This is a genomic window from Thermus hydrothermalis (assembly GCF_022760925.1).
Lineage (GTDB): Bacteria > Deinococcota > Deinococci > Deinococcales > Thermaceae > Thermus > Thermus hydrothermalis.
On record NZ_JAKTNT010000028.1, the window covers coordinates 1 to 17,132 of the forward strand.

General features: G+C 66.7%; 23 protein-coding genes. 12 read left to right on the top strand and 11 right to left on the bottom strand.

Translation table 11 applies throughout. From position 1 onward, the window contains the following. A partial coding sequence (locus L0C60_RS12425) for an ABC transporter substrate-binding protein (RefSeq protein WP_243092900.1) occupies positions 1–530 on the bottom strand: 530 nt, incomplete at its 3' end. Positions 531–662: 132 nt separating this feature from the next. On the opposite strand from L0C60_RS12425, the gene L0C60_RS12430 reads away from it, so the two are divergent. Next, positions 663–1,436 carry a DeoR/GlpR family DNA-binding transcription regulator gene (locus L0C60_RS12430; RefSeq protein ID WP_234508202.1) on the top strand — a complete coding sequence of 258 codons (774 nt, stop codon included), beginning with the start codon at positions 663–665 and terminating at the stop codon, positions 1,434–1,436. A gap of 3 nt (positions 1,437–1,439) precedes the next feature. Here L0C60_RS12430 and L0C60_RS12435 read toward each other — a convergent pair whose 3' ends face one another. From L0C60_RS12435 to L0C60_RS12475, 9 genes are all read right to left on the bottom strand, one after another. Beyond that, positions 1,440–3,488 (bottom strand): glycoside hydrolase family 2 TIM barrel-domain containing protein, encoded by a 2,049-nt coding sequence (locus tag L0C60_RS12435; RefSeq protein WP_234508200.1) that lies wholly within the window; start codon positions 3,486–3,488, stop codon positions 1,440–1,442. After that, on the bottom strand, positions 3,485–4,738 hold the full coding sequence (locus L0C60_RS12440) for an MFS transporter (protein WP_234508198.1): 1,254 nt from the start codon (positions 4,736–4,738) through the stop codon (positions 3,485–3,487). Before L0C60_RS12440 ends, L0C60_RS12435 begins: the two co-directional genes overlap by 4 nt. Next, positions 4,735–5,526 (bottom strand): carbohydrate deacetylase, encoded by a 792-nt coding sequence (locus L0C60_RS12445; protein ID WP_234508196.1) that lies wholly within the window; start codon positions 5,524–5,526, stop codon positions 4,735–4,737. The genes L0C60_RS12440 and L0C60_RS12445 overlap by 4 nt, the downstream gene beginning before the upstream one ends. 51 nt (positions 5,527–5,577) lie before the next feature. Next, on the bottom strand, positions 5,578–6,546 hold the full coding sequence (gene ddl / locus L0C60_RS12450) for a D-alanine--D-alanine ligase (RefSeq protein WP_234508194.1): 969 nt from the start codon (positions 6,544–6,546) through the stop codon (positions 5,578–5,580). 9 nt (positions 6,547–6,555) lie between these two features. After that, the gene (gene pth / locus L0C60_RS12455; protein WP_234508192.1) at positions 6,556–7,122 is read right to left on the bottom strand and encodes an aminoacyl-tRNA hydrolase; all 567 of its coding nucleotides are present in this window, start codon (positions 7,120–7,122) and stop codon (positions 6,556–6,558) included. 51 nt (positions 7,123–7,173) lie between these two features. Then, the gene (locus tag L0C60_RS12460) at positions 7,174–7,797 is read right to left on the bottom strand and encodes a 50S ribosomal protein L25 (RefSeq protein ID WP_243092901.1); all 624 of its coding nucleotides are present in this window, start codon (positions 7,795–7,797) and stop codon (positions 7,174–7,176) included. Between the two features lie 66 nt (positions 7,798–7,863). Continuing rightward, positions 7,864–8,787 (bottom strand): ribose-phosphate diphosphokinase, encoded by a 924-nt coding sequence (locus L0C60_RS12465; protein WP_243092902.1) that lies wholly within the window; start codon positions 8,785–8,787, stop codon positions 7,864–7,866. 13 nt (positions 8,788–8,800) lie between these two features. Beyond that, positions 8,801–9,463: a 5'-methylthioadenosine/S-adenosylhomocysteine nucleosidase gene (gene mtnN / locus L0C60_RS12470; protein ID WP_243092903.1), complete on the bottom strand. Its 663-nt coding sequence runs from the start codon at positions 9,461–9,463 to the stop codon at positions 8,801–8,803. Then, positions 9,460–9,927 (bottom strand): S-ribosylhomocysteine lyase, encoded by a 468-nt coding sequence (locus L0C60_RS12475; protein WP_243092904.1) that lies wholly within the window; start codon positions 9,925–9,927, stop codon positions 9,460–9,462. Before L0C60_RS12475 ends, mtnN begins: the two co-directional genes overlap by 4 nt. A gap of 37 nt (positions 9,928–9,964) precedes the next feature. Here L0C60_RS12475 and L0C60_RS12480 point away from each other — a divergent pair, with 37 nt between their 5' ends. The 5 genes from L0C60_RS12480 to L0C60_RS12500 are packed head-to-tail and all read left to right on the top strand — an operon-like array spanning position 9,965 to position 13,684. After that, positions 9,965–10,789, top strand: a complete 825-nt coding sequence (locus L0C60_RS12480; protein ID WP_243092905.1) for a KaiC domain-containing protein — start codon at positions 9,965–9,967, stop codon at positions 10,787–10,789. A gap of 53 nt (positions 10,790–10,842) precedes the next feature. Further along, complete coding sequence (locus L0C60_RS12485; RefSeq protein ID WP_243092906.1) at positions 10,843–11,454, top strand: KaiC associated regulatory domain protein; 612 nt, start codon at positions 10,843–10,845, stop codon at positions 11,452–11,454. Between the two features lie 12 nt (positions 11,455–11,466). Beyond that, a complete protein-coding gene (guaA, locus tag L0C60_RS12490) occupies positions 11,467–12,978 on the top strand; it encodes a glutamine-hydrolyzing GMP synthase (RefSeq protein ID WP_234507200.1) in 1,512 nt (503 codons plus the stop codon). 41 nt (positions 12,979–13,019) lie between these two features. Next, positions 13,020–13,307 carry a glutamine synthetase/cystathionine beta-lyase binding protein gene (locus L0C60_RS12495; protein ID WP_071677332.1) on the top strand — a complete coding sequence of 96 codons (288 nt, stop codon included), beginning with the start codon at positions 13,020–13,022 and terminating at the stop codon, positions 13,305–13,307. Then, complete coding sequence (locus L0C60_RS12500) at positions 13,307–13,684, top strand: VOC family protein (protein WP_234507202.1); 378 nt, start codon at positions 13,307–13,309, stop codon at positions 13,682–13,684. The genes L0C60_RS12495 and L0C60_RS12500 overlap by 1 nt, the downstream gene beginning before the upstream one ends. Here L0C60_RS12500 and hemB read toward each other — a convergent pair. Continuing rightward, complete coding sequence (hemB, locus tag L0C60_RS12505; RefSeq protein WP_234507204.1) at positions 13,681–14,661, bottom strand: porphobilinogen synthase; 981 nt, start codon at positions 14,659–14,661, stop codon at positions 13,681–13,683. The two genes, L0C60_RS12500 and hemB, sit on opposite strands and share 4 nt — an antisense overlap. 30 nt (positions 14,662–14,691) lie before the next feature. On the opposite strand from hemB, the gene L0C60_RS12510 reads away from it, so the two are divergent. The 6 genes from L0C60_RS12510 to L0C60_RS12535 are packed head-to-tail and all read left to right on the top strand — an operon-like array spanning position 14,692 to position 16,911. Then, the gene (locus L0C60_RS12510) at positions 14,692–15,009 is read left to right on the top strand and encodes a YbaB/EbfC family nucleoid-associated protein (RefSeq protein WP_234507206.1); all 318 of its coding nucleotides are present in this window, start codon (positions 14,692–14,694) and stop codon (positions 15,007–15,009) included. Continuing rightward, positions 15,010–15,594: a recombination mediator RecR gene (recR, locus tag L0C60_RS12515; protein WP_234507208.1), complete on the top strand. Its 585-nt coding sequence runs from the start codon at positions 15,010–15,012 to the stop codon at positions 15,592–15,594. Position 15,595: 1 nt separating this feature from the next. Next, entirely contained in the window at positions 15,596–15,973 is a 378-nt protein-coding gene (locus L0C60_RS12520; protein ID WP_234507210.1) for a roadblock/LC7 domain-containing protein, read from the top strand. Beyond that, a complete protein-coding gene (locus tag L0C60_RS12525; protein ID WP_234507212.1) occupies positions 15,961–16,290 on the top strand; it encodes a roadblock/LC7 domain-containing protein in 330 nt (109 codons plus the stop codon). The genes L0C60_RS12520 and L0C60_RS12525 overlap by 13 nt, the downstream gene beginning before the upstream one ends. A gap of 10 nt (positions 16,291–16,300) precedes the next feature. Then, complete coding sequence (locus L0C60_RS12530) at positions 16,301–16,648, top strand: roadblock/LC7 domain-containing protein (protein ID WP_234507214.1); 348 nt, start codon at positions 16,301–16,303, stop codon at positions 16,646–16,648. Further along, a complete protein-coding gene (locus L0C60_RS12535) occupies positions 16,645–16,911 on the top strand; it encodes a DUF3467 domain-containing protein (protein ID WP_234507216.1) in 267 nt (88 codons plus the stop codon). The genes L0C60_RS12530 and L0C60_RS12535 overlap by 4 nt, the downstream gene beginning before the upstream one ends. The last annotated feature ends 221 nt before the right edge of the window (positions 16,912–17,132 follow it).

The window sequence follows — 17,132 nt, forward strand, 5'->3', positions numbered from 1 at the left end:
ATAGCGGCCACTATTTTTTCAGATCCAGGGGATAGGTAGCAACTTGGGTTAAAGTCATCCCAAGTCTCTATCTTGCTGGGGTCAACGCCAGCCTGTTGGTAAAGGTCCCTGCGGTAAAAGATTACCACGGGACCAGAATCCCAGGGGATGGCGTAGATCCGGTTCCCCATGGTGAGCTCGGTCCACTTGAACTCGGGAAATTCCTTTCTCAAGTTGGCCGCACCAAGCCCAGCTAGGTCCGTGAAGCAGTTGGGGAAACGGCTCCAAAACACTTCCGCCTCGTTGTTTTCTACCGAATAGACATCGGGCAGATCCACCCCACCAGCGGCGCACCCCGCCAAGCCCCGGTCAAAGACCTGCTGGTTGCCCAGGTCCACCACCTTCACCTTCACGTTGGGATAAAGCTTGTTGAAGCTCGGAATGGTGGCTTCCAAAGCCTTGGCAGCAATGTCCCAGCTCCATACGGTAATCTCGCCGCGCAACGAAGGGTTCTGCGCCAAAGCCAACCCCAAAAGGGTTGCCAACGCCATTAACCTCACCCTCATGGCTCCTCCCTTTCACCCCTAGAGGGGTGTTCTCACCCTACTATTAGCTATGTTCTTTTGTCAAGTGTGGGTTTTAGATGCTCTGCGCAAGCAAACGAAATCTGCCAGAATATGCCTATGCCCACCCTCGAGGCCGAAGCCCGTCGGGCAAAGATCCTAGAACTCCTTAAGGACAAGGGGCAGGTGCGCGTGGCCGAGCTGGCCAAACTGCTGGGGGTTTCCCAGGTCACGGTCCGGTCAGATCTGGACGCCCTGGAACGAAGCGGCCGTCTCAGGCGGCTACGGGGTGGGGCGGTCCTTTGGGAGGCCCGTCGTGCGGAGCTTCCCTTAGAGATCACCCGTACCCTTCACGCCCGGGAAAAGGAAGCCATTGGCAAAAAGGCGGCAAGCCTGGTCAAAGATGGGGACGTCATCCTCCTGGATGTGGGGTCCACTACCACGGAAATGGCCAAAGCCCTCTCTCCCAACCTGCGGGACGTGGTGGTCATCACAAGCGCCCTCAACATCGCCCTGCTTCTGGAAAGCCATCCAGGCATAACGGTCATCGTCACCGGAGGAAGGCTTAGGCCCCTGCAACATTCCCTGGTAAACCCCTTCGGCACCCTCCTTCTGGAAGAGCTCAACGCCGACAAGGCCTTTCTGGGGTGCAACGGCGTCCACCCGGAGCGGGGCTTCACCAATACCAACCTCGAGGAGGCGGAGGTCAAGAAGGCCATGGTCCGGGCTGCCAGGGAAGTGTATTTCCTAGCGGACCACTCCAAGCTCCTCCAGGTGGCCGCAGCCCGCATTGCCCCCCTCGAGGCCGCCACCGCCCTCATCACGGACCGCAAAGCGGGAAAGGAAACCTTGGAAACACTTCGCCAAGCCGGGCTCCGGGTGGAAATCGCCTAAGTCCTACCAAGCCACTCCGGGCGGCACCAAGGGCTCCAGGTAAACCAGCTCCACCACCTGCCGCGACCACAGCCTTTCGCCCTCCCAAGCCTCCCCCACCAGGCGGTACGCCCCCGGGGGAAGCGTTCGCAAGGCTTCGGCCACCTTCGCAAGCCGCTCCTGCCCTTCCAAGGAGCTTTCCCAAAGCTCGCCCAGGCTGAAAAACCGCCGCACCTCTCCCCCCGCCAGCGCCACCTCGCCCTCCCAAAGGGGCAAAGCCGCCGGCCCCTCCAGGGCCAGGACCACCCGCAGGGTAAGGGAGCGCTCCAGGTCGTTCACCAGCCAAGCCTCCCACAGGGGCACGCCGCCCACCCCTAGCCGCTCACGGTAGGGCACCAGGGAAAGGAGAACAGGGCTACTCGCCTCCTTAAGGGCGTAAAAGCCCTTCTTGGGGATGCGCTCCACATCCAAAACCGCCCAGGTAATCCCCTCCCAGGGCTCGGCGAAGAGGAACTGGAAGTAGCCCACCACCTTCCCCTTGGCCCGGCGGTAGGCGTGGATGGCGAAGGAAAGGAGCCGGGCTTGGTAGGCCTGGGAGTTTTCCACGAAGCTTTCCAAGGACGTCCCCATCTCCACCCCCGCCACCCGGAAAGTTTCGTGGGGCTGAAAGTTGTGGTAGGCCCACACCTCCCACTTCGGGGGCCAGGCGGCCTCCCCCAAGACCCGGCGCAAAAGCTCCGCCCGGGGAAGGGCCTGGGCCCCAAACTCCGAGGGCAGCGGGGCCCCCGGCAGGGCCAAGAAGTCCCTGAGGTGCCCCCAGTACCACCCGGGGTAAGGGTGCTCCCGGAAATCGGAGGCCTCCTTCACCAAGCGGCTCGGGTCCTGGGCCCGAAGCTCCGCCGCCAAAAGGGGTCCCAAGGCGTGGCGGTTATGGGTGGGCTCGTTTTGGGCGCACCAAAGGTAGATGGAAGGGTGCGCCCCGTAGTGTTCCACCATGGCCCGCACCTGGCGCACCGCCTCTTCGGCGAAGGCTTCGTCCGGGGCATAGCCCCACTGCAGGGGAAAGTCCTGCCAGACCAGAACCCCTTCCCGGTCGCACACCTCGTAAAAGACCGGGTGGGTGAGGTGGGCGTGGACGCGAACGGCGTTGAGCCCCGCCTCCTTCATCAAGGCCACGTCCTTCTCCGCCAAGGCCTGGGAGTAGGCGGCAAGCCACTGGGTGGGGATGTGGTTGGTGCCCCGCAGGAAAAGCCGCCTCCCATTTAGGAGAAGCCAGCCCTCCCCATCCCAAGCCAGGGTGCGGAAACCCAAGGGTGCGGAAACCCGGGCCTGGGCCAGTTCGGCCTCGAGGCGGAAGAGGTGGGGAAAGCCCCGCTCCCACACCTCCCAAAGGGGCATCTCCGGCAGGTCCCACACCACCTCCCGGTACCCTCGCCCCGCATCCCCCCGCAGCTCCACCTCCTTGGTCCACACCTCCCCGGGGAAGTTCTCCGGAAAAAGGCGGAGCAAAACCCGCTCCGCAAAAAGCCTCGGGGCATCCAGAAGAAGCCGCACGAGGAGCCGCCAGCCCCCGGGCCTGGGGTGGAGCCGATGGGTGAGGTGGAGGAGGGCCACCTCCTCCCGGAAAACCACCTCCACCCCACCCCATAGCCCCCCCGTGCCCCGTTCCTGCCCCCGGGGGCTAGTCCCCCCGGGCCGGCAGTCGTGCTGGCCCAAAACCCCCTTGATCTGCCGCTTAAAGCGGGGCCACTGGCCCAAGGGCTCTTTGGGGGCGGAAACCCGCAGGTAGAGCTCCTTCCCTGGGGGAAGCTCCAGAAGCCAGGGGAAAAAGTAGCCCTCGTGCCTCCCCAAAAAGCGGCCCTCCAGCCAGGCCTCCTGGTAGTAGTCGCCAAAGGAGCGCAGAAACCGCCGTGGACCTCCCTCGGGCAGGGCGAGGCGGTACCAGCCCACCTCCGCCTCCAGGCCCTCGAGGGTCCACTGGTGGGGCAGGGCCACCTCCCGCCAGCCCTCCTCGGGGAGCGCCTCCGGTTCCCTTGCCGGGTGGGCCAAGAAAAGGGCGCTTTTGAGCCTCATTCCCGCACCTCGTGGGGAAAAAGGGCGGCGAGCAGGTAGGCGAGGAGGATGGCCACCCCGGGGATCACGGAAACCAAAAACCGGAAGGCAAGGCCCGTGTTCGGCCCTGGGTTCTCCCCGCTCACGTAGCCGAAAAGGGGGCCCAGGAGGGCGAAGGCCAGGCCCACCAAGGCCCCCGAGGCCCGCCCCAGAAGGCCCACCAGGCTGTAGTAGGCCCCTTCCCGCCGGGTACCGGTGCGCTCGGCGTCCAGGTCAATCACCTTGGCCATGACCACCTCCCCCGTGACCCGCACCCCGGCGAAGCCCACCCCCACCAGGGCCCCCACCAGGAGGGCCGACCCTAGTCCCTGGGGCAGGAAAAGGAACAGGGCGGCCAACCCCATGACCAAGTGGGCAAGCCGCCAGGCCCGCTTCCCCCCTAGCCGCCTGGCCAGTAAGCCCCAAAGGAAGACGGAGGGCAAGGCCACCAGGAAGACGGCGGCGAAGAGGAGGCTGGTGGCCGCCTCGGGCAGACCCAGGCTGTGCTTGGCGTAAAAGGCCATCCCCGTCTGGATCACCGTGCGCCCGAACTCAAAGAGGAGGCCCACCAAGGCCGCCACCCAGAAAGCCCGGTTCCCCAAAACCAGGCGGAAGGAGGCCCAAAGCCCAAGGGGACTCCCCGCCCTAGGGTCTTCCTCCACGCCCCTCAGGAAAAGGGTAAAGGCCAGCGCCGCCAGGAGGGCGAAGAGGAGGGCCATGCCGCCAAAGCCCACTTGGGCGTAGACCAAGGGGGCGAGGGCGATGCCGAAAATGAGGCCGAAAAGCTCCGTCCCCCGCTTCCAGGCGGCGGCCTGGGCCCGCTCGCCCAAGCCCCGAAACACCTCGGGGAAAAGCGCCCCGTAGTTGGTCCAGACCACGGTGGCCAGCGTTTCGTAGAGAAAGATGGCGAAGGCGAAGTAGTAGGGGAGCACCCCGGGGCTTTTGGCCCAGCCCGGCACCCAAAAGACCAAGAGGTAGGCCAACAGGAAGAGGGGAACGCCCACCCAAAGCCAAGGACGCCGCCGGCCCCAGGGGGTCTTGGTCCGGTCGGAAAGGTGGCCAAAGAGGGGGTCGTTGATGGCATCCCAAAGGGCGTACACCCCCCGGGCCAGGGCGTAGAAGGCGGCGGAAAGCCCAAGCCGCTCCAGGTAAAAGAAGGCCAAATAGGTGCCGAAGCTCTCGGAAACCAGGGTAAGGCCGAGCTGCCCCGCCGCATAGCGCCAAGGCTTCATAAGACCTCCCGCACCGCCGCCCAGGTAAGGGGATGAAACTCCGCCAGGACCCGCCGCACCTCGGGGTGGGCGAGGGCGAAGTAGTCCGCCTCCCGGCTAGGCCAGTCGGGAAGGGCCCGGCCTTCGGGGGTGGGAAGGGCGCTGTGGTGCACCAGGTAGTAAAGCCCAGGAGGCAGGTGGGCCAGGTTCAGGTAAAAACCAAGGCGCTCCTCGGGGGGGGCGCCGTAGGCGTCCAGGAAGCGCACCTTGGGGTAGGGGGATTCCGCCAAAAGCCGCTCCAGCTCGGGGAGAAAAGCCTCAGGTACCCCAAGGCCCTCGAGGCCATCCGGCACCAAGGGCACCAGGCCATGCGCCTCGGCCAGGCGCAGGTAGATCTCCGCCAGGTCGGGCCGGAGCACCGCCCCTTGGTGGCTGTCCAGGTGGGTGGGGGAAAAGAGCCTCTTGGCCGCTTCAATCTGCGCCCGAAGCTCCCTTTCCACCTCCTCCGCCCGGGCCCGCCGCCAGAGGTCCTCGAGGGTGGCCGGAAAGTAGCCCGCCTCGTCCCTAAGGCTCTCCCCCCCCGTCAGGGGGCGGAGGCGGGGTGCCGCCCACTCGCTGGTGAGGGTGAGGTGGACCCCTAGGTCCACCCCCCGCACCTGGGAGGCCCAGGCCCCCGGAACCATCACGCTCCCCGTGGGCAGGCCTAGGGCGAAAAAGGCGGCGTTCTGGGCGTGGGTTAGCCCCAGGTCGTCGTGGTGCAAGAGGAGAACCCGCCGCCCCTTTAGGCCAAGCCGCTCCAAAATGTCCATGAAACGCCCCCTTTCCTTATGCCCGTAGTTTACAGGAAAGGGGGCAAACGCTTAGGCCAAGGCCAGCGCCACCAGCCGCCGAAGGAGTTCGGGGTAAGGCAACCCGCCCGCCTCAAAGAGCCTGGGGTACATGCTGGTGGGCGTGAAGCCGGGAATGGTGTTCACCTCGTTCAGGTAAAGCTCCCCATCCGCCAGGAAGAAGTCCACCCGGGCCATGCCCCGGATGCCGAGGAGGCGGTAGGCCTTTAGGGCCAGCTCCTGCACCGTTTCCTGGGTTCCCGGGTCCAAAGGGGCGGGGATCAAAAGCTCCGCCCGGCCCGGGGTGTACTTGGTCTCGTAGTCGTAAAAGGGGGCCTGGTAGCGCACCTCCCCCACGGGGCTCGCCTCGCCCAGGAGGTTCCCCAAAACGCCCACCTCCAGCTCCCGCACCCCTTCCAGAGCCTTTTCCACCACCGCCTTGACGTCGTGGCGGAAGGCTTCCGCCAAGGCCTCTTCCAGGTGGGCGTAGTCCTCCACCCGGGCGATGCCGATGCTGGAGCCGGTGTTGGCGGGCTTCACGAAAAAGGGCGGCTCAAAGGGGATAAAAGGCCTCTCCCCCCGGTAAAGGGCCACCCAGGGGACCACAGGGATGCCCGCCTGGGCCAGGACCCGCTTGGACAAATCCTTATCCATGCAAAGGGCGCTCGCCGCCACCCCCGCCCCCACATAGGGCTTGCCCAAGAGCTCCAAAAAGCCCTGCACCGTCCCGTCCTCCCCGAAGCGGCCGTGGAGGAGGGGAAAGACCACCTGGTACCGGTCCCAGTCCAGGGGAGGCGGAAAGGGATAGCGGCCCTCGGGCGCCACCTTAGCCTCCAGGGCGGCCTCCGCCTCCTTCCCCAAAAGCCAGCGCCCATCCTTGGCGATGACGGCAAGCTCCGTGGGAAAGGGCATGTGGCGAAGGACGCCCTCGGCGGAAAGCAGGGAAACCTCGTGCTCCGGGCTTTGTCCCCCGGCGAGGAGCAAAACGGTGGGCTCGGCCATACCCCAAGCTTAGCGGTTTTCCCGCAGGTCCAGGCCGTTAAAGCGGTCGGCGCAGGGGAGAAGCCCCCTCTCTGCCCAGCAGAGCACCGCCTCCTTGGCCGCCTCCAGCACCCTTTCCAAGAGGGGAAGCTCCTCGGGGGCGAAGGGGGAAAGCACGTAGGCCGCCCCTAGCTCCTTGGCGGGGGGCTTGCCGATGCCCACCCTTAGGCGGTGAAAGGCCAAGGTGCCCAGGGCCTCGGCGATGGAGGCCACCCCCCGGTTCCCGGCGGGGCTTCCCCCCGCCTTTAGGCGCAGGCGGCCCAACGGGAGGTCCATCTCGTCGTGGACCACCAGGATGCGCTCTGGGGGGATTTTGTAAAAGCGGGCCAAGGGGGCCACCGCCTGGCCCGTGAGGTTGTAGTAGGTGAGGGGTTTCAGAAAAAAGCCCCGCTCTCCCCCCACCTCCGCCTCGGCCAAAAGGGCCTCCCCCTTCTTGCGAAAGGATAGGCCCAGCCGGTCCAAGACCATGAAGCCCACGTTGTGCCGGGTATGGGCGTAGCGCTCCCCCGGGTTGCCCTGCCCCACCACCAAGAACATGGCCCTAAAAGAAAGCGGGGAGCCCAAGCCCCCCGCCCCCAAGGGGGGAGGCTAGGCCTCCTCCTCCTCCTTCTTGCCCTTCTTGATGACCTCGGGCTCGGCGGGGGCCTCCGCCGCCTCGGCCGCCAGGCGCTCCACGTCCTCGGGGGGCACCACGGCAGCGATGGTCTCCTCGGGGGAGATGGCGAGCTTTACCCCCTCGGGCAGCTTCAAATCGGCGGCGTGAAGGCTATCCCCGATGCCGAGGCCGGAAACGTCCACCTCAATGTACTCGGGGATGTTGCGGGGGGAAACCCGCACCAGGATGTCCCGGTGCACCTCCTGGAGCACCCCGCCTTCCCGCACCCCTTGGGGCGTACCCACGAAGCGAAGGGGCACGTACATCTCCACGGGCTCGTCGGAGAGGACGTAAAAGTCCACGTGCTCCGGACGGCGGCGGCGCTTGTCCAGGTTCACCTGGCGCACCAAGGTGGGCAGCTCCTTGCCGTCAGGAAGCTCCAGGACAATCACGTGGTGGATGGAGGCCTGACGGAAGACCTTGTCAAACTCCCCCAGTTCCACGTAGACCTTCTGGTTCAGGCTCTTGTTGTACATGACCCCGGGGAGCTTCCCCGCGCGCCTTAGCGCGGCGGGCTTCTCCCCCTCCCGGTAATAGGCCTTTAGGCGGTACTCCATGGCTCCTCCTCGCACGCAAAACCCTGCCCCCCAAGGGGCGCACAAAGGAAAGCTTACCACATCCCCCTAGATGAGGGCACTCACCGATTGGTTGGTGTGGACGTGGCGGATGGCTTGGGCGAGGAGCTCGGCGGTGGAAAGCACGGTGTAGCCCCCGTCCCTGAGGGGGATGGTGTCCGTGAAGACCACCTCCCGGATGGCGGGGTGGGCTAGGTTTTCCCGGGCCTCCCCCACCAGGACCGGGTGGGTGGCCATGACCACCACCTCGGGCAAAGCCCCCGCCTGGAGAAGCGCCTCCACCCCCCGCCGGATGGTCCCGCCGGTGGAGACGATATCGTCAATGACGAGGGGCCTTTTCCCCTCCACGTCCCCGATGACGTAGGTGACGGAGGTTTCCTTGGGCCCGTGGCGGCGCTTGGCCAGCATGGCCAAGGGTAGCCCAAGCCGCTCGGCAAGCCGCCTGGCCTCCTCCGCCCGGCCAGCGTCGGGGGAGACCACCACGGCGTTTTCCGCATACCCCTTTTCCTGCAGGTAGCGGGCGAAGAGGCGCACGGCGGAGAGGTGGTCCACGGGGATGTCAAAGAAGCCCTGGATCTGGGGGGCGTGGAGGTCTATGGCGATGACCCGGTGGACCCCCACCCGCTCCAAAAGCCCCGCCACCAGCTTGGCGCTCACGGGCTCGCGCCCTTCCGTCTGCTTGTCCTGGCGGGCGTAGCCGAAGTAGGGGATGACGGCGTTGATGCGGCCGGCGGAGCTCCGCCTTGCGGCGTCCGCCAGGAGGAGGAGTTCCATGAGGTGCTCGTTCACCGGGGGGCAGGTGGGTTGGATGAGGTAGACGTCGTCCCCCCGGACGCTTTCTAAAAGCCGCACCCGGATCTCCCCGTCGGGGAAGCGGTCCACCAGGGCCTTGCCCAAGGGTACCCCTAGGGCCTCGGCGATCCTTTGGGCCAAGCCCGGGTGGGCGTTTCCCGTGAAGAGGCGGATTTCCATCGGGACCCCTTTTCTAGTATATGAGGGACCGGGCCAGGAGGCCGAGCCGCCTCGAGGCCTCCCGCAAAAAGGCCTGGAAGTCCCCTTCTGCCCCCTCCCCTGCCCCGTCCGTCACCGCCCGCACCAGGGCCATGGGGTGGCGGAAGCGGTAGGCCACCATGAGGGCGGCCGCCCCTTCCATCTCCACGGCGTGGGCCCCGTGGAGGGCGCGAAGCCTTTCCGCCTCCTTCCGGTCCGCCAAAAACCGGTCCCCCGTGGCCACCACCCCCCGCTTATGGGGAAAGCCCAGGGCCGAGGCCGCCCTCTCCGCCCTCGCCAAAAGCCCAGGGTCCGAGGGGAAAAAGCGCACCCCCAGGGCGGTCTCCCCCGGGGCCCGGCCAAAGGGGGTAAGGTCCACGTCCCACTGCACCGCTTCCTCCGCCAAAAGGAGGTCTAAGGCCCTAAGGGCAGGGTCCAAGGCCCCCGCCACCCCCAGGAAGAAGCTCTCCCGGGGGGCGAAGCGGGTGAGGACGTGGGCCACGGCCATGGCCGCCGCCACCTTGCCCACGCCCGTTTCCGCCACCAAGACCCCCTCGCCCTGGTAAAGGGGAAAAGGGGCTTCCAGGACCTTTTCCGCCCCCAGAGCCTCCCGTATGGCCCCCGCCTCCTCGGGCTCGGCGGCGAAGAAGGCCGTCACTTTTCCTCCAAGGGCACCGTGGGCTGCACCCGAAGCCCCGCCCTAAGCACCTTTTCCGCCCAGGCCTTGGCCCCTTCCAGGTCGTGGTCCCGGTAGTTGCCGCACTCCCGAAAGCTCGCCCCCGGGATGGGCCCCTGGTGGAGCAAAACGTCGCGCAAGGCCCTTTCCCAGGCCACCAAGACCCGCTCCTCGCCCAAGGGGCCTTCCGCCACCAGGTAAAACCCCGTGCGGCAACCCATGGGGGAAAGGTCTATGACCCCTTCCAGGTGGTCCCGCAGGTAGCCCGCCAGGAGGTGCTCCAGGGTGTGAAGGCTGGCGGTGGGGATGGCCTCCCGGTTGGGCTGGGCCAGGCGCAGATCGTACTTTTCCACCCAGCCCCCTCCCACGGGCTTCCTTCCGGCTAGGCGCACGTAGGGGGCCTGGACCTTGGTGTGGTCCAGGGCAAAGCTCTCCACCTCGGCCATGCCTTCATTACACACCATTCCGGGGGAAAATGAGGGCATGCAGAAGCCCAAGCTGCAAAGCGCTCTAGAGCTCGCCGCCAAAGCCCCCCCACTCATAGGGGTGCCCACGGGGGTAAAGGGCCTGGACGAGCTTTTCTTCACCCTAGACCCCACCACCCTCAAACCCAAACCCCTAGGGGGCTTTCCCCAAGGGGCAGCGGTGCACGTTACCGGGATTTCCGACACAGGGAAGAGCCTTTTGGCCGAACAGTTCGCCCTCAAGCAGGCGGAACGGGGCGAGACCGTGCTCTTCGTCACCACGGAAACCCCAGCCTCCCTCTTGGTCCAGGGCTTGAAGCTCCGGGCCAGGGCCATGGGGCTCAAGGAAAAGGTCTTGGAGAACGTGCTCATCGCCGATGCCGCCACCTATACCGCCCTTCGCGAGGACCTCCAGGCCCTTTTCGCCACCCTCGAGGAAGGCCTTGCGCAAAACGCCCGCCACCTGGTGGTGGACTCCCTCACCGGGCTCTACGAGGCCAAGGAGATCGCCGCCCGGCAGGTGGTGCGGCAGGTGTACGCCTTCAGCAAACGCCACGACCTCACCGCCGTCATGATAAGCCAGAAACGCTCCGGCCACGAGGAGCTTTCCGCCGAGGCCGCCGGCGGTTATGCGGTGAGCCACATCCTAGATGCCACCGTGGTCCTGGCCAAGCTCCTGGTGATGAGCCCCGCCCAGGCCAAGCTCTACCGGATGCCCCTGGGGGAGGTGGTGCGCTTCCTGCGGATAGACGGGTGCCGCCTCTCGGGCCACGATACCCGGACCCACTACCTCTACATCCGTCCAGAAGGGCTCCTGGAGGTGGGTCCACCCCTAGGAAACTGACTTTGCTAGACGCATGGAGCTATGCTAGCATTCATAGCAAAAAGGAGGAGCCTATGGTACTCCCTCCGCGGGCGCCCAACCCAAAGGAGCTGGAAGCCACCGTGCTTCGGGTCTTCCTCAAGGTGATTGACCTGGTGGGCGGGCCCAAGGCCATGGCGGAAAAGAAGCGCCTCACCTGGGCGGCGAGCCTCATGACCGCCGCCTACGCCGTGGTCCTGGCCCAGGAGGCCATGTGGAGCGACGAGGCCATCGCCAAGGAACTGGGCCTTTCCACCGCGGCGGTGCGCCAGATCCTCCGCGCCGACCCGGAAACCGCCCTCAAGAAGGTGGAGGAGATGGCGGAAGGGGAAGGCCTCCGCACCCACGTGGCGGGTGGGCTGGCCAAAGCCGCCTACCGGGCCATCCGCCAAGGCCAGGAGGAGCCCCGGGTGCTCGGCTACTTCTTGGAGCGCTTTGTGGAGATGATGGGGATCCCCTGGGCCGTCTTGGTGCTCAAGGCAGTGAAGGGCCTGGACTTCCCCGTGGGCAAGGAAACGCTCTTGGAAAGGCTTCGGGGCTTGCGCATTCTGGATAGGCCGGCAGAGGAGATCCTAGAGCGGCTGGAGTACCCCGTGCAAGACCCCGCCGAACTCCTGCACCAGGTAAGGCTCCACCTGGAGGCATAGTAGACTGGGGCCGTGGTCCTGGTCCTGGACTTCGGCTCCCAGTACACAAGGCTCATCGCCCGGAGGCTTCGGGAACTCCGGGCCTTTTCCCTCATCCTCCCGGGGACCACCCCCTTGGAGGAAATCCTCCAATATAAGCCCCAGGCCCTCATCCTCTCCGGGGGGCCCAAGAGCGTCTTTGACCCCGAGGCCCCCCGCCCCGACCCCCGCCTCTTCGGGCTCGGCCTCCCCACCTTGGGCATCTGCTACGGGATGCAACTCCTCGCCCAGGAGCTCGGGGGCAAGGTGGAGCGCGCAGGCCGGGCGGAGTACGGCAAGGCCCTCCTCACCCGCTACGAGGGCCCCCTCTTCCGGGGGCTTTCCGGGGAGGTCCAGGTCTGGATGAGCCACCAAGACGCCGTCACCGAGCTTCCCCCCGGGTGGCGGGTTTCCGCCGCCACGGAGGAAAACCCCGTGGCCGCCATGGAGGGGCCGGACGGCAAGACCTTCGCCGTGCAGTTCCACCCCGAGGTGGCCCACACCCCCAAGGGGATGCAGATTTTGGAGAATTTCCTGGAGATAGCCGGCGTCCCCCGGGACTGGACCCCGGAGCACGTGCTGGAAAGCCTCCTCAAAGAGGTGCGGGAACGGGTGGGGCAGGAACGGGTCCTCCTGGCGGTCTCCGGGGGGGTGGACTCCAGCACCCTGGCCCTCCTCCTGGCCAAGGCCGGGGTGGACCACCTGGCGGTCTTCGTGGACCACGGGCTTTTGCGCCTCGGGGAGCGAGAGGAGGTGGAAGGGGCCCTGAGGGCCCTTGGGGTGAACCTCCTGGTGGTGGAGGCCAAGGGGCGCTTCCTTCAGGCCCTAAAGGGCGTGGAAGACCCCGAGGCGAAGCGGAAGATCATCGGGCGGGAGTTCGTGGCGGTCTTCTCGGAGGTGGCCCGGGAAAAGGGGCCCTTCCGCTTCCTGGCGCAAGGCACCCTGTACCCCGACGTGATCGAATCGGCGGGGGGGCACGGGGCCGCCAAGATCAAAAGCCACCACAACGTGGGCGGCCTTCCCGAGGACCTGGAGTTTGCGCTTTTAGAGCCCTTCCGCCTCCTCTTCAAGGACGAGGTGCGGGAGCTCGCCCTCCTCCTCGGCCTGCCCGACCCCATCCGCCTGCGCCACCCCTTCCCGGGGCCAGGCCTTGCCGTGCGCATCCTGGGGGAGGTGACCGAGGAGCGCCTGGAGATCCTCCGCCAAGCGGACGACCTCTTCACGAGCCTCCTCAAGGAGTGGGGGCTTTACGGCCAGGTGGCCCAGGCCCTGGCCGTCCTCACCCCCCTAAGGAGCGTGGGGGTGGCGGGGGACGAGCGGAAGTACGGGTACGTCCTGGCCCTCAGGGCCGTGACCACGGAGGACTTCATGACCGCCGACTGGGCCAGGCTTCCCTTGGAGTTTCTGGACGAGGTGGCCCGGCGCATCACCCGCAGGGTCCCCGAGGTGGGCCGGGTGGTCTACGACATCACCTCCAAGCCCCCCGCCACCATAGAGTGGGAGTGAGGGCGGAAGGCTTTGCTAAACTGGGGGCACGGAGGCAGGCCATGCCCACCTTTATCGTGCTCAGCACCCTCACGGATGACGGCGCGGAAACCCTGGTGAAAAACCCCGAGCGCATCAAGGAGGTGAACCAGGAGCTAGAAAGGGACTTCGGGGTGAAGGTGGTGGCCCAGTACGCTGTCCTTGGCCCCTATGACTTCGTGAACATCGTGGAGGCGGAGGACGCCGCCAGCGTGGCCCGGGCCATGCTCCACCTGGCCTCCCGGGGAAGCGTGAAGACCACCACCCTCGAGGCCATCCCCGTGGCCGAACTCATCGCCCGGCTCAAATAGTGGAAGTCCTGGAAACCTCGGTCTACGCCCGGGACCTGGAAAAGGCGCGGGCCTTTTACGAAGGGGTCTTGGGCCTGCCCTGCTTCCAGTACAAGCCCCCCCGCCACGCCTTCTTCCGCGCCGGGCGGGGAGTATTCCTCGTGTTCAACCCCGAGCACACGGAAAAAGACCCCCTCCTTCCCCCCCACGGGGCCCGGGGGAGCGTCCACGTGGCCTTCCGGGTGGCGGAGGAGGAGCTTCCCCTCTGGGAAGCGAAGCTCAAGAGCCTGGGCTTTCCCGTCTGGTGGGCGGAGTGGCCCAAGGGAAAAAGCCTTTACACCCGCGACCCCGAGGGGAACCTGGTGGAGCTCGCCCCCGCCGGGATCTGGGGGCTTTAGCCCTCCCTAAGCCAACGGGCGGCCTCGAGGGCGTAGTAGGTGAGGATGCCCTGGGCCCCCGCCCGGCGGATGGCGTAAAGGGTTTCCAAGACCGCCCGCCGCTCGTCCAGGTGGCCCTGGAGGGCGGAAAGCTTCAGCATGGCGTACTCCCCGGAGACCTGGTAGGCGAAAAGGGGCTTGGCGAAGCGCCCCTTCAAGGCGGCAAGCACGTCCAGGTAGGGCAGGGCGGGCTTCACCATGAGGAGGTCCGCCCCCTCCTGGTCGTCCAGGCCCGCCTCCCTTAGGGCGTCCCAAAGCCCCGCCCTGGGGTCCATCTGGTAGCCCGAGCGGTCCCCGAACTCCGGAGCGCTCGCCGCCGCCTCCCGAAAAGGCCCGTAGAAGGCGGAGGCGTACTTCACCGCATAGGAGAGGATGGGCACGTGGGCGAAGCCCCCCTCGTCCAAGGCCTTGCGGATGGCCCGCACCTGGCCGTCCATCATGGCGCTTGGGGCCACCACGTCCGCCCCCGCCTGGGCCTGGGAGAGGGCGGTCTTGGCCAAAAGCTCTAAGGTGGCGTCGTTGTCCACGTAAAAGCCCAAGGGGCCCTCCCGCACCACCCCGCAGTGGCCGTGGCTCGTGTACTCGCAAAGGCAGGTGTCGGCGATGACGAGGAGCTCGGGGAGTTCCCGCTTCAGAAGGCGGATGGCCCGTTGCACCACCCCCTCCTCGGCGTAGGCCCCGTGGCCCAGGGGGTCCTTTTCCCCCTCGGGCAGGACGCCGAAGAGGATGACCCCGCCAAGCCCCGCCTTCAGGGCCTCCTCGCCCAGGCGGGGAAGGTCCTTTAGGGGATGGCGAAAGACCCCGGGCATGGAGGCCACCTCCTCCCGTTCCCCTTCCGCCTTCACGAAAAGGGGGAGGATGAGGTGGCGGGGGGAAAGCTCCACCTCGGCCACCAGGGGGCGCAGGAGGGGTGAACGCAGCCTTCTAGGGCGCTCCATGCCTTCCACTATACTCATAGGGGAGGGACGATGAACCTACAAAAGCTCCTCAAGGAAGCGCAAAAAGCCCAGAAGAAGGCGGCGGAGATCCAAGAACGCCTGGAAACCATGACCGTGGTGGGCACGGCCCAGGGCCTGGTGGAGGTGGAGGCCAACGGCCACGGCAAGATCCTCGCCGTGCGCCTCAAGCCCGAGGTGCTCACCGCCTTCCAGGACGACCTCGAGGCCCTGGAAGACCTCCTCCTCGTGGCCATCCAAGACGCCCAAAAGAAGGCCCACGAGCTCTCGGAAAAGGAAATGGCCCGGGAGCTTGGGGGCGTGGGCCAGATGCTGGGGAAGCTCTTCTAGATGCGGTACCCCGAAAGCCTCCTCAAGCTCGCCCGGGCCCTCTCCCGCCTCCCCGGCATCGGCCCCAAGACGGCCCAGAAGCTCGCCCTCCACCTGGCTTTTCACCGGGAGGAGGCGGAAGGGCTTCGGGAGGCCTTGGAGGCCACCCGGGCCCTAGGGGTCTGCCGGGTGTGCGGCAACCTGGCGGAAGGGGAGCTCTGTCCCATCTGCCAGGACGAAGGCCGCGACCGCACGCTCCTCGCCGTGGTGGAAACCGTGGCGGACCTGTACGCCCTGGAGCGGAGCGGGGAGTTTACGGGGGTCTACCACGTCCTGGGAGGAGCGCTCAACCCCCTGGAGGGCATCGGCCCCAAGGAGCTCAACCTGGAAAGCCTCTGGCCCCGCCTCCCCGGGGTGAAGGAGGTGGTCCTCGCCACCTCCATGACCGTGGAGGGGGAGGCCACGGCCCTTTACCTGGCGGAAGAGCTCAGGCGCCGGGGGGTCAAGGCCACCCGGCTCGCCTACGGCCTCCCCGTGGGCGGAAGCCTGGAGTACGTGGACGAGGTAACCCTGGGCCGGGCCCTGGAGGGGAGGAAGCCCTTATAGGATGGAGGAACTCTTGCAACGCCTTTTGGACCGGGTGGAAGGGGCCTTCGCCGCAGGCGTGGGCACCCTGGACGGGCTTTTGGTGGAGGGGGTGAGGCGAAAGCGGGTGGACCTCGAGGCGGCCATCGCCGAGCACGCCGCCCTCCTCCGCCAGGCCAAGGCCGCCTACGCCGCAAGCCTGGGCGCCTCCCGGGTGGAGGAGCTCTGGATAGGGGGGCACCCCGTGGTAGGCTATGCCCGGATGGCGCGCGCCCCCAAGGCCCGGGAGGACCTCTTTCTGCTCCTCCTCATGGAGCCCTCGGCCAACCTGGGCCGGGCCCGGGTGGAGGCCGCCAAGGCGGCGGAGAAGCTTTGGGAGGTGGTGGGATGGCCTACCTAGAAAGCTTGGCCTCTTTGGGGGTGAAGCGGGCGGTGCTCACCGGGCTGGACGGCCTGGTCATTGAGGCTTTGGGCCGGGGCGCCCCGCCCGCCGAGGTCCTGGCGGCGGAGCTCGCCTCCTTGGTGCGCCACATGACCCCCTTGGCGGAGGCCCTTTCCGGGGAGGTGCGCCGCTTCACCCTGGCCACGGATAGCCACGAGGTTCTGGCCTTGCGGGTGGGCGAGTACATCCTAGGGGCGGTGCTGGAGCGGGGCATGGACCGCAAGGCCATCGGGCAAGAGCTTTCCCGCATCGCCCTCAAGGTGCAAAGCCTCTAGGAGGTAAGGGATGCTGGAGGTCCTCAAGGAGCTTAAGGAAACCCGGGGGGTGCGGGTGGCGGCCCTCCTCAGCGAGGACGGGTTCGTGGTGGAGGAGGTGCGGGAGGAAAGCGCCCCCGAAGCCAGCCTCCTCGCCGCCCGCTCCGCCACCGTCTTGGGCACCGCCAAGGCCTTGGCCCAGACCCTGGGCCAGGAGGGGGTGGAGGAGGTCATGGTAGAGTACCCGGAGGGGGCTTTGCTTCTCGTGCCGCTTCCCGGCCACCACCTCCTCCTCTTCCTAGACGGGGCCAAAAGCCTAGGCCGGGTGCGGCTCGCCCTGAAACGGGCCCTTCCCAAGATCCAGGAGGCGTTGGCATGAACGAGCTGAAGCTAGATATCCAGATTGACAAGGACATCGCCCTGGGCCGCTACACCAACCTGGCCCTTATCGCCCACACCAAGAACGAGTTCATCCTAGACTTCGCCCTGCTCCAGCCCCAGGGCGGGGCCATGGTGGTGAGCCGGATCATCACGAGCCCCCAGCACGCCAAGGCCCTCTTGCGGAGCCTGGCGGAGAACGTGGCCCGCTACGAGGAAACCTTCGGCCCCATCCCCGAGCCGGTGGCGGAAAACCAGGCCTAAGGAAGGCGTAAAAAGGGCTGGGCTTTCGCCCAGCCCTAAAGGTTTTCCCGCCACCAGTCCAGGTAGGCCCGAAGCCGCGCCAGCCTGCGGTCGGGCCGGCCGGAGCGGGAGAGCTCGTGCCCTTCCTCGGGCACCCGGAAAAACCGCGCCTTCACCCCGAGGTGGAAGAGCTCAAAACTTGCACTTATGCACCCTGGGGATAGTTATGCTCGGGGGACCAC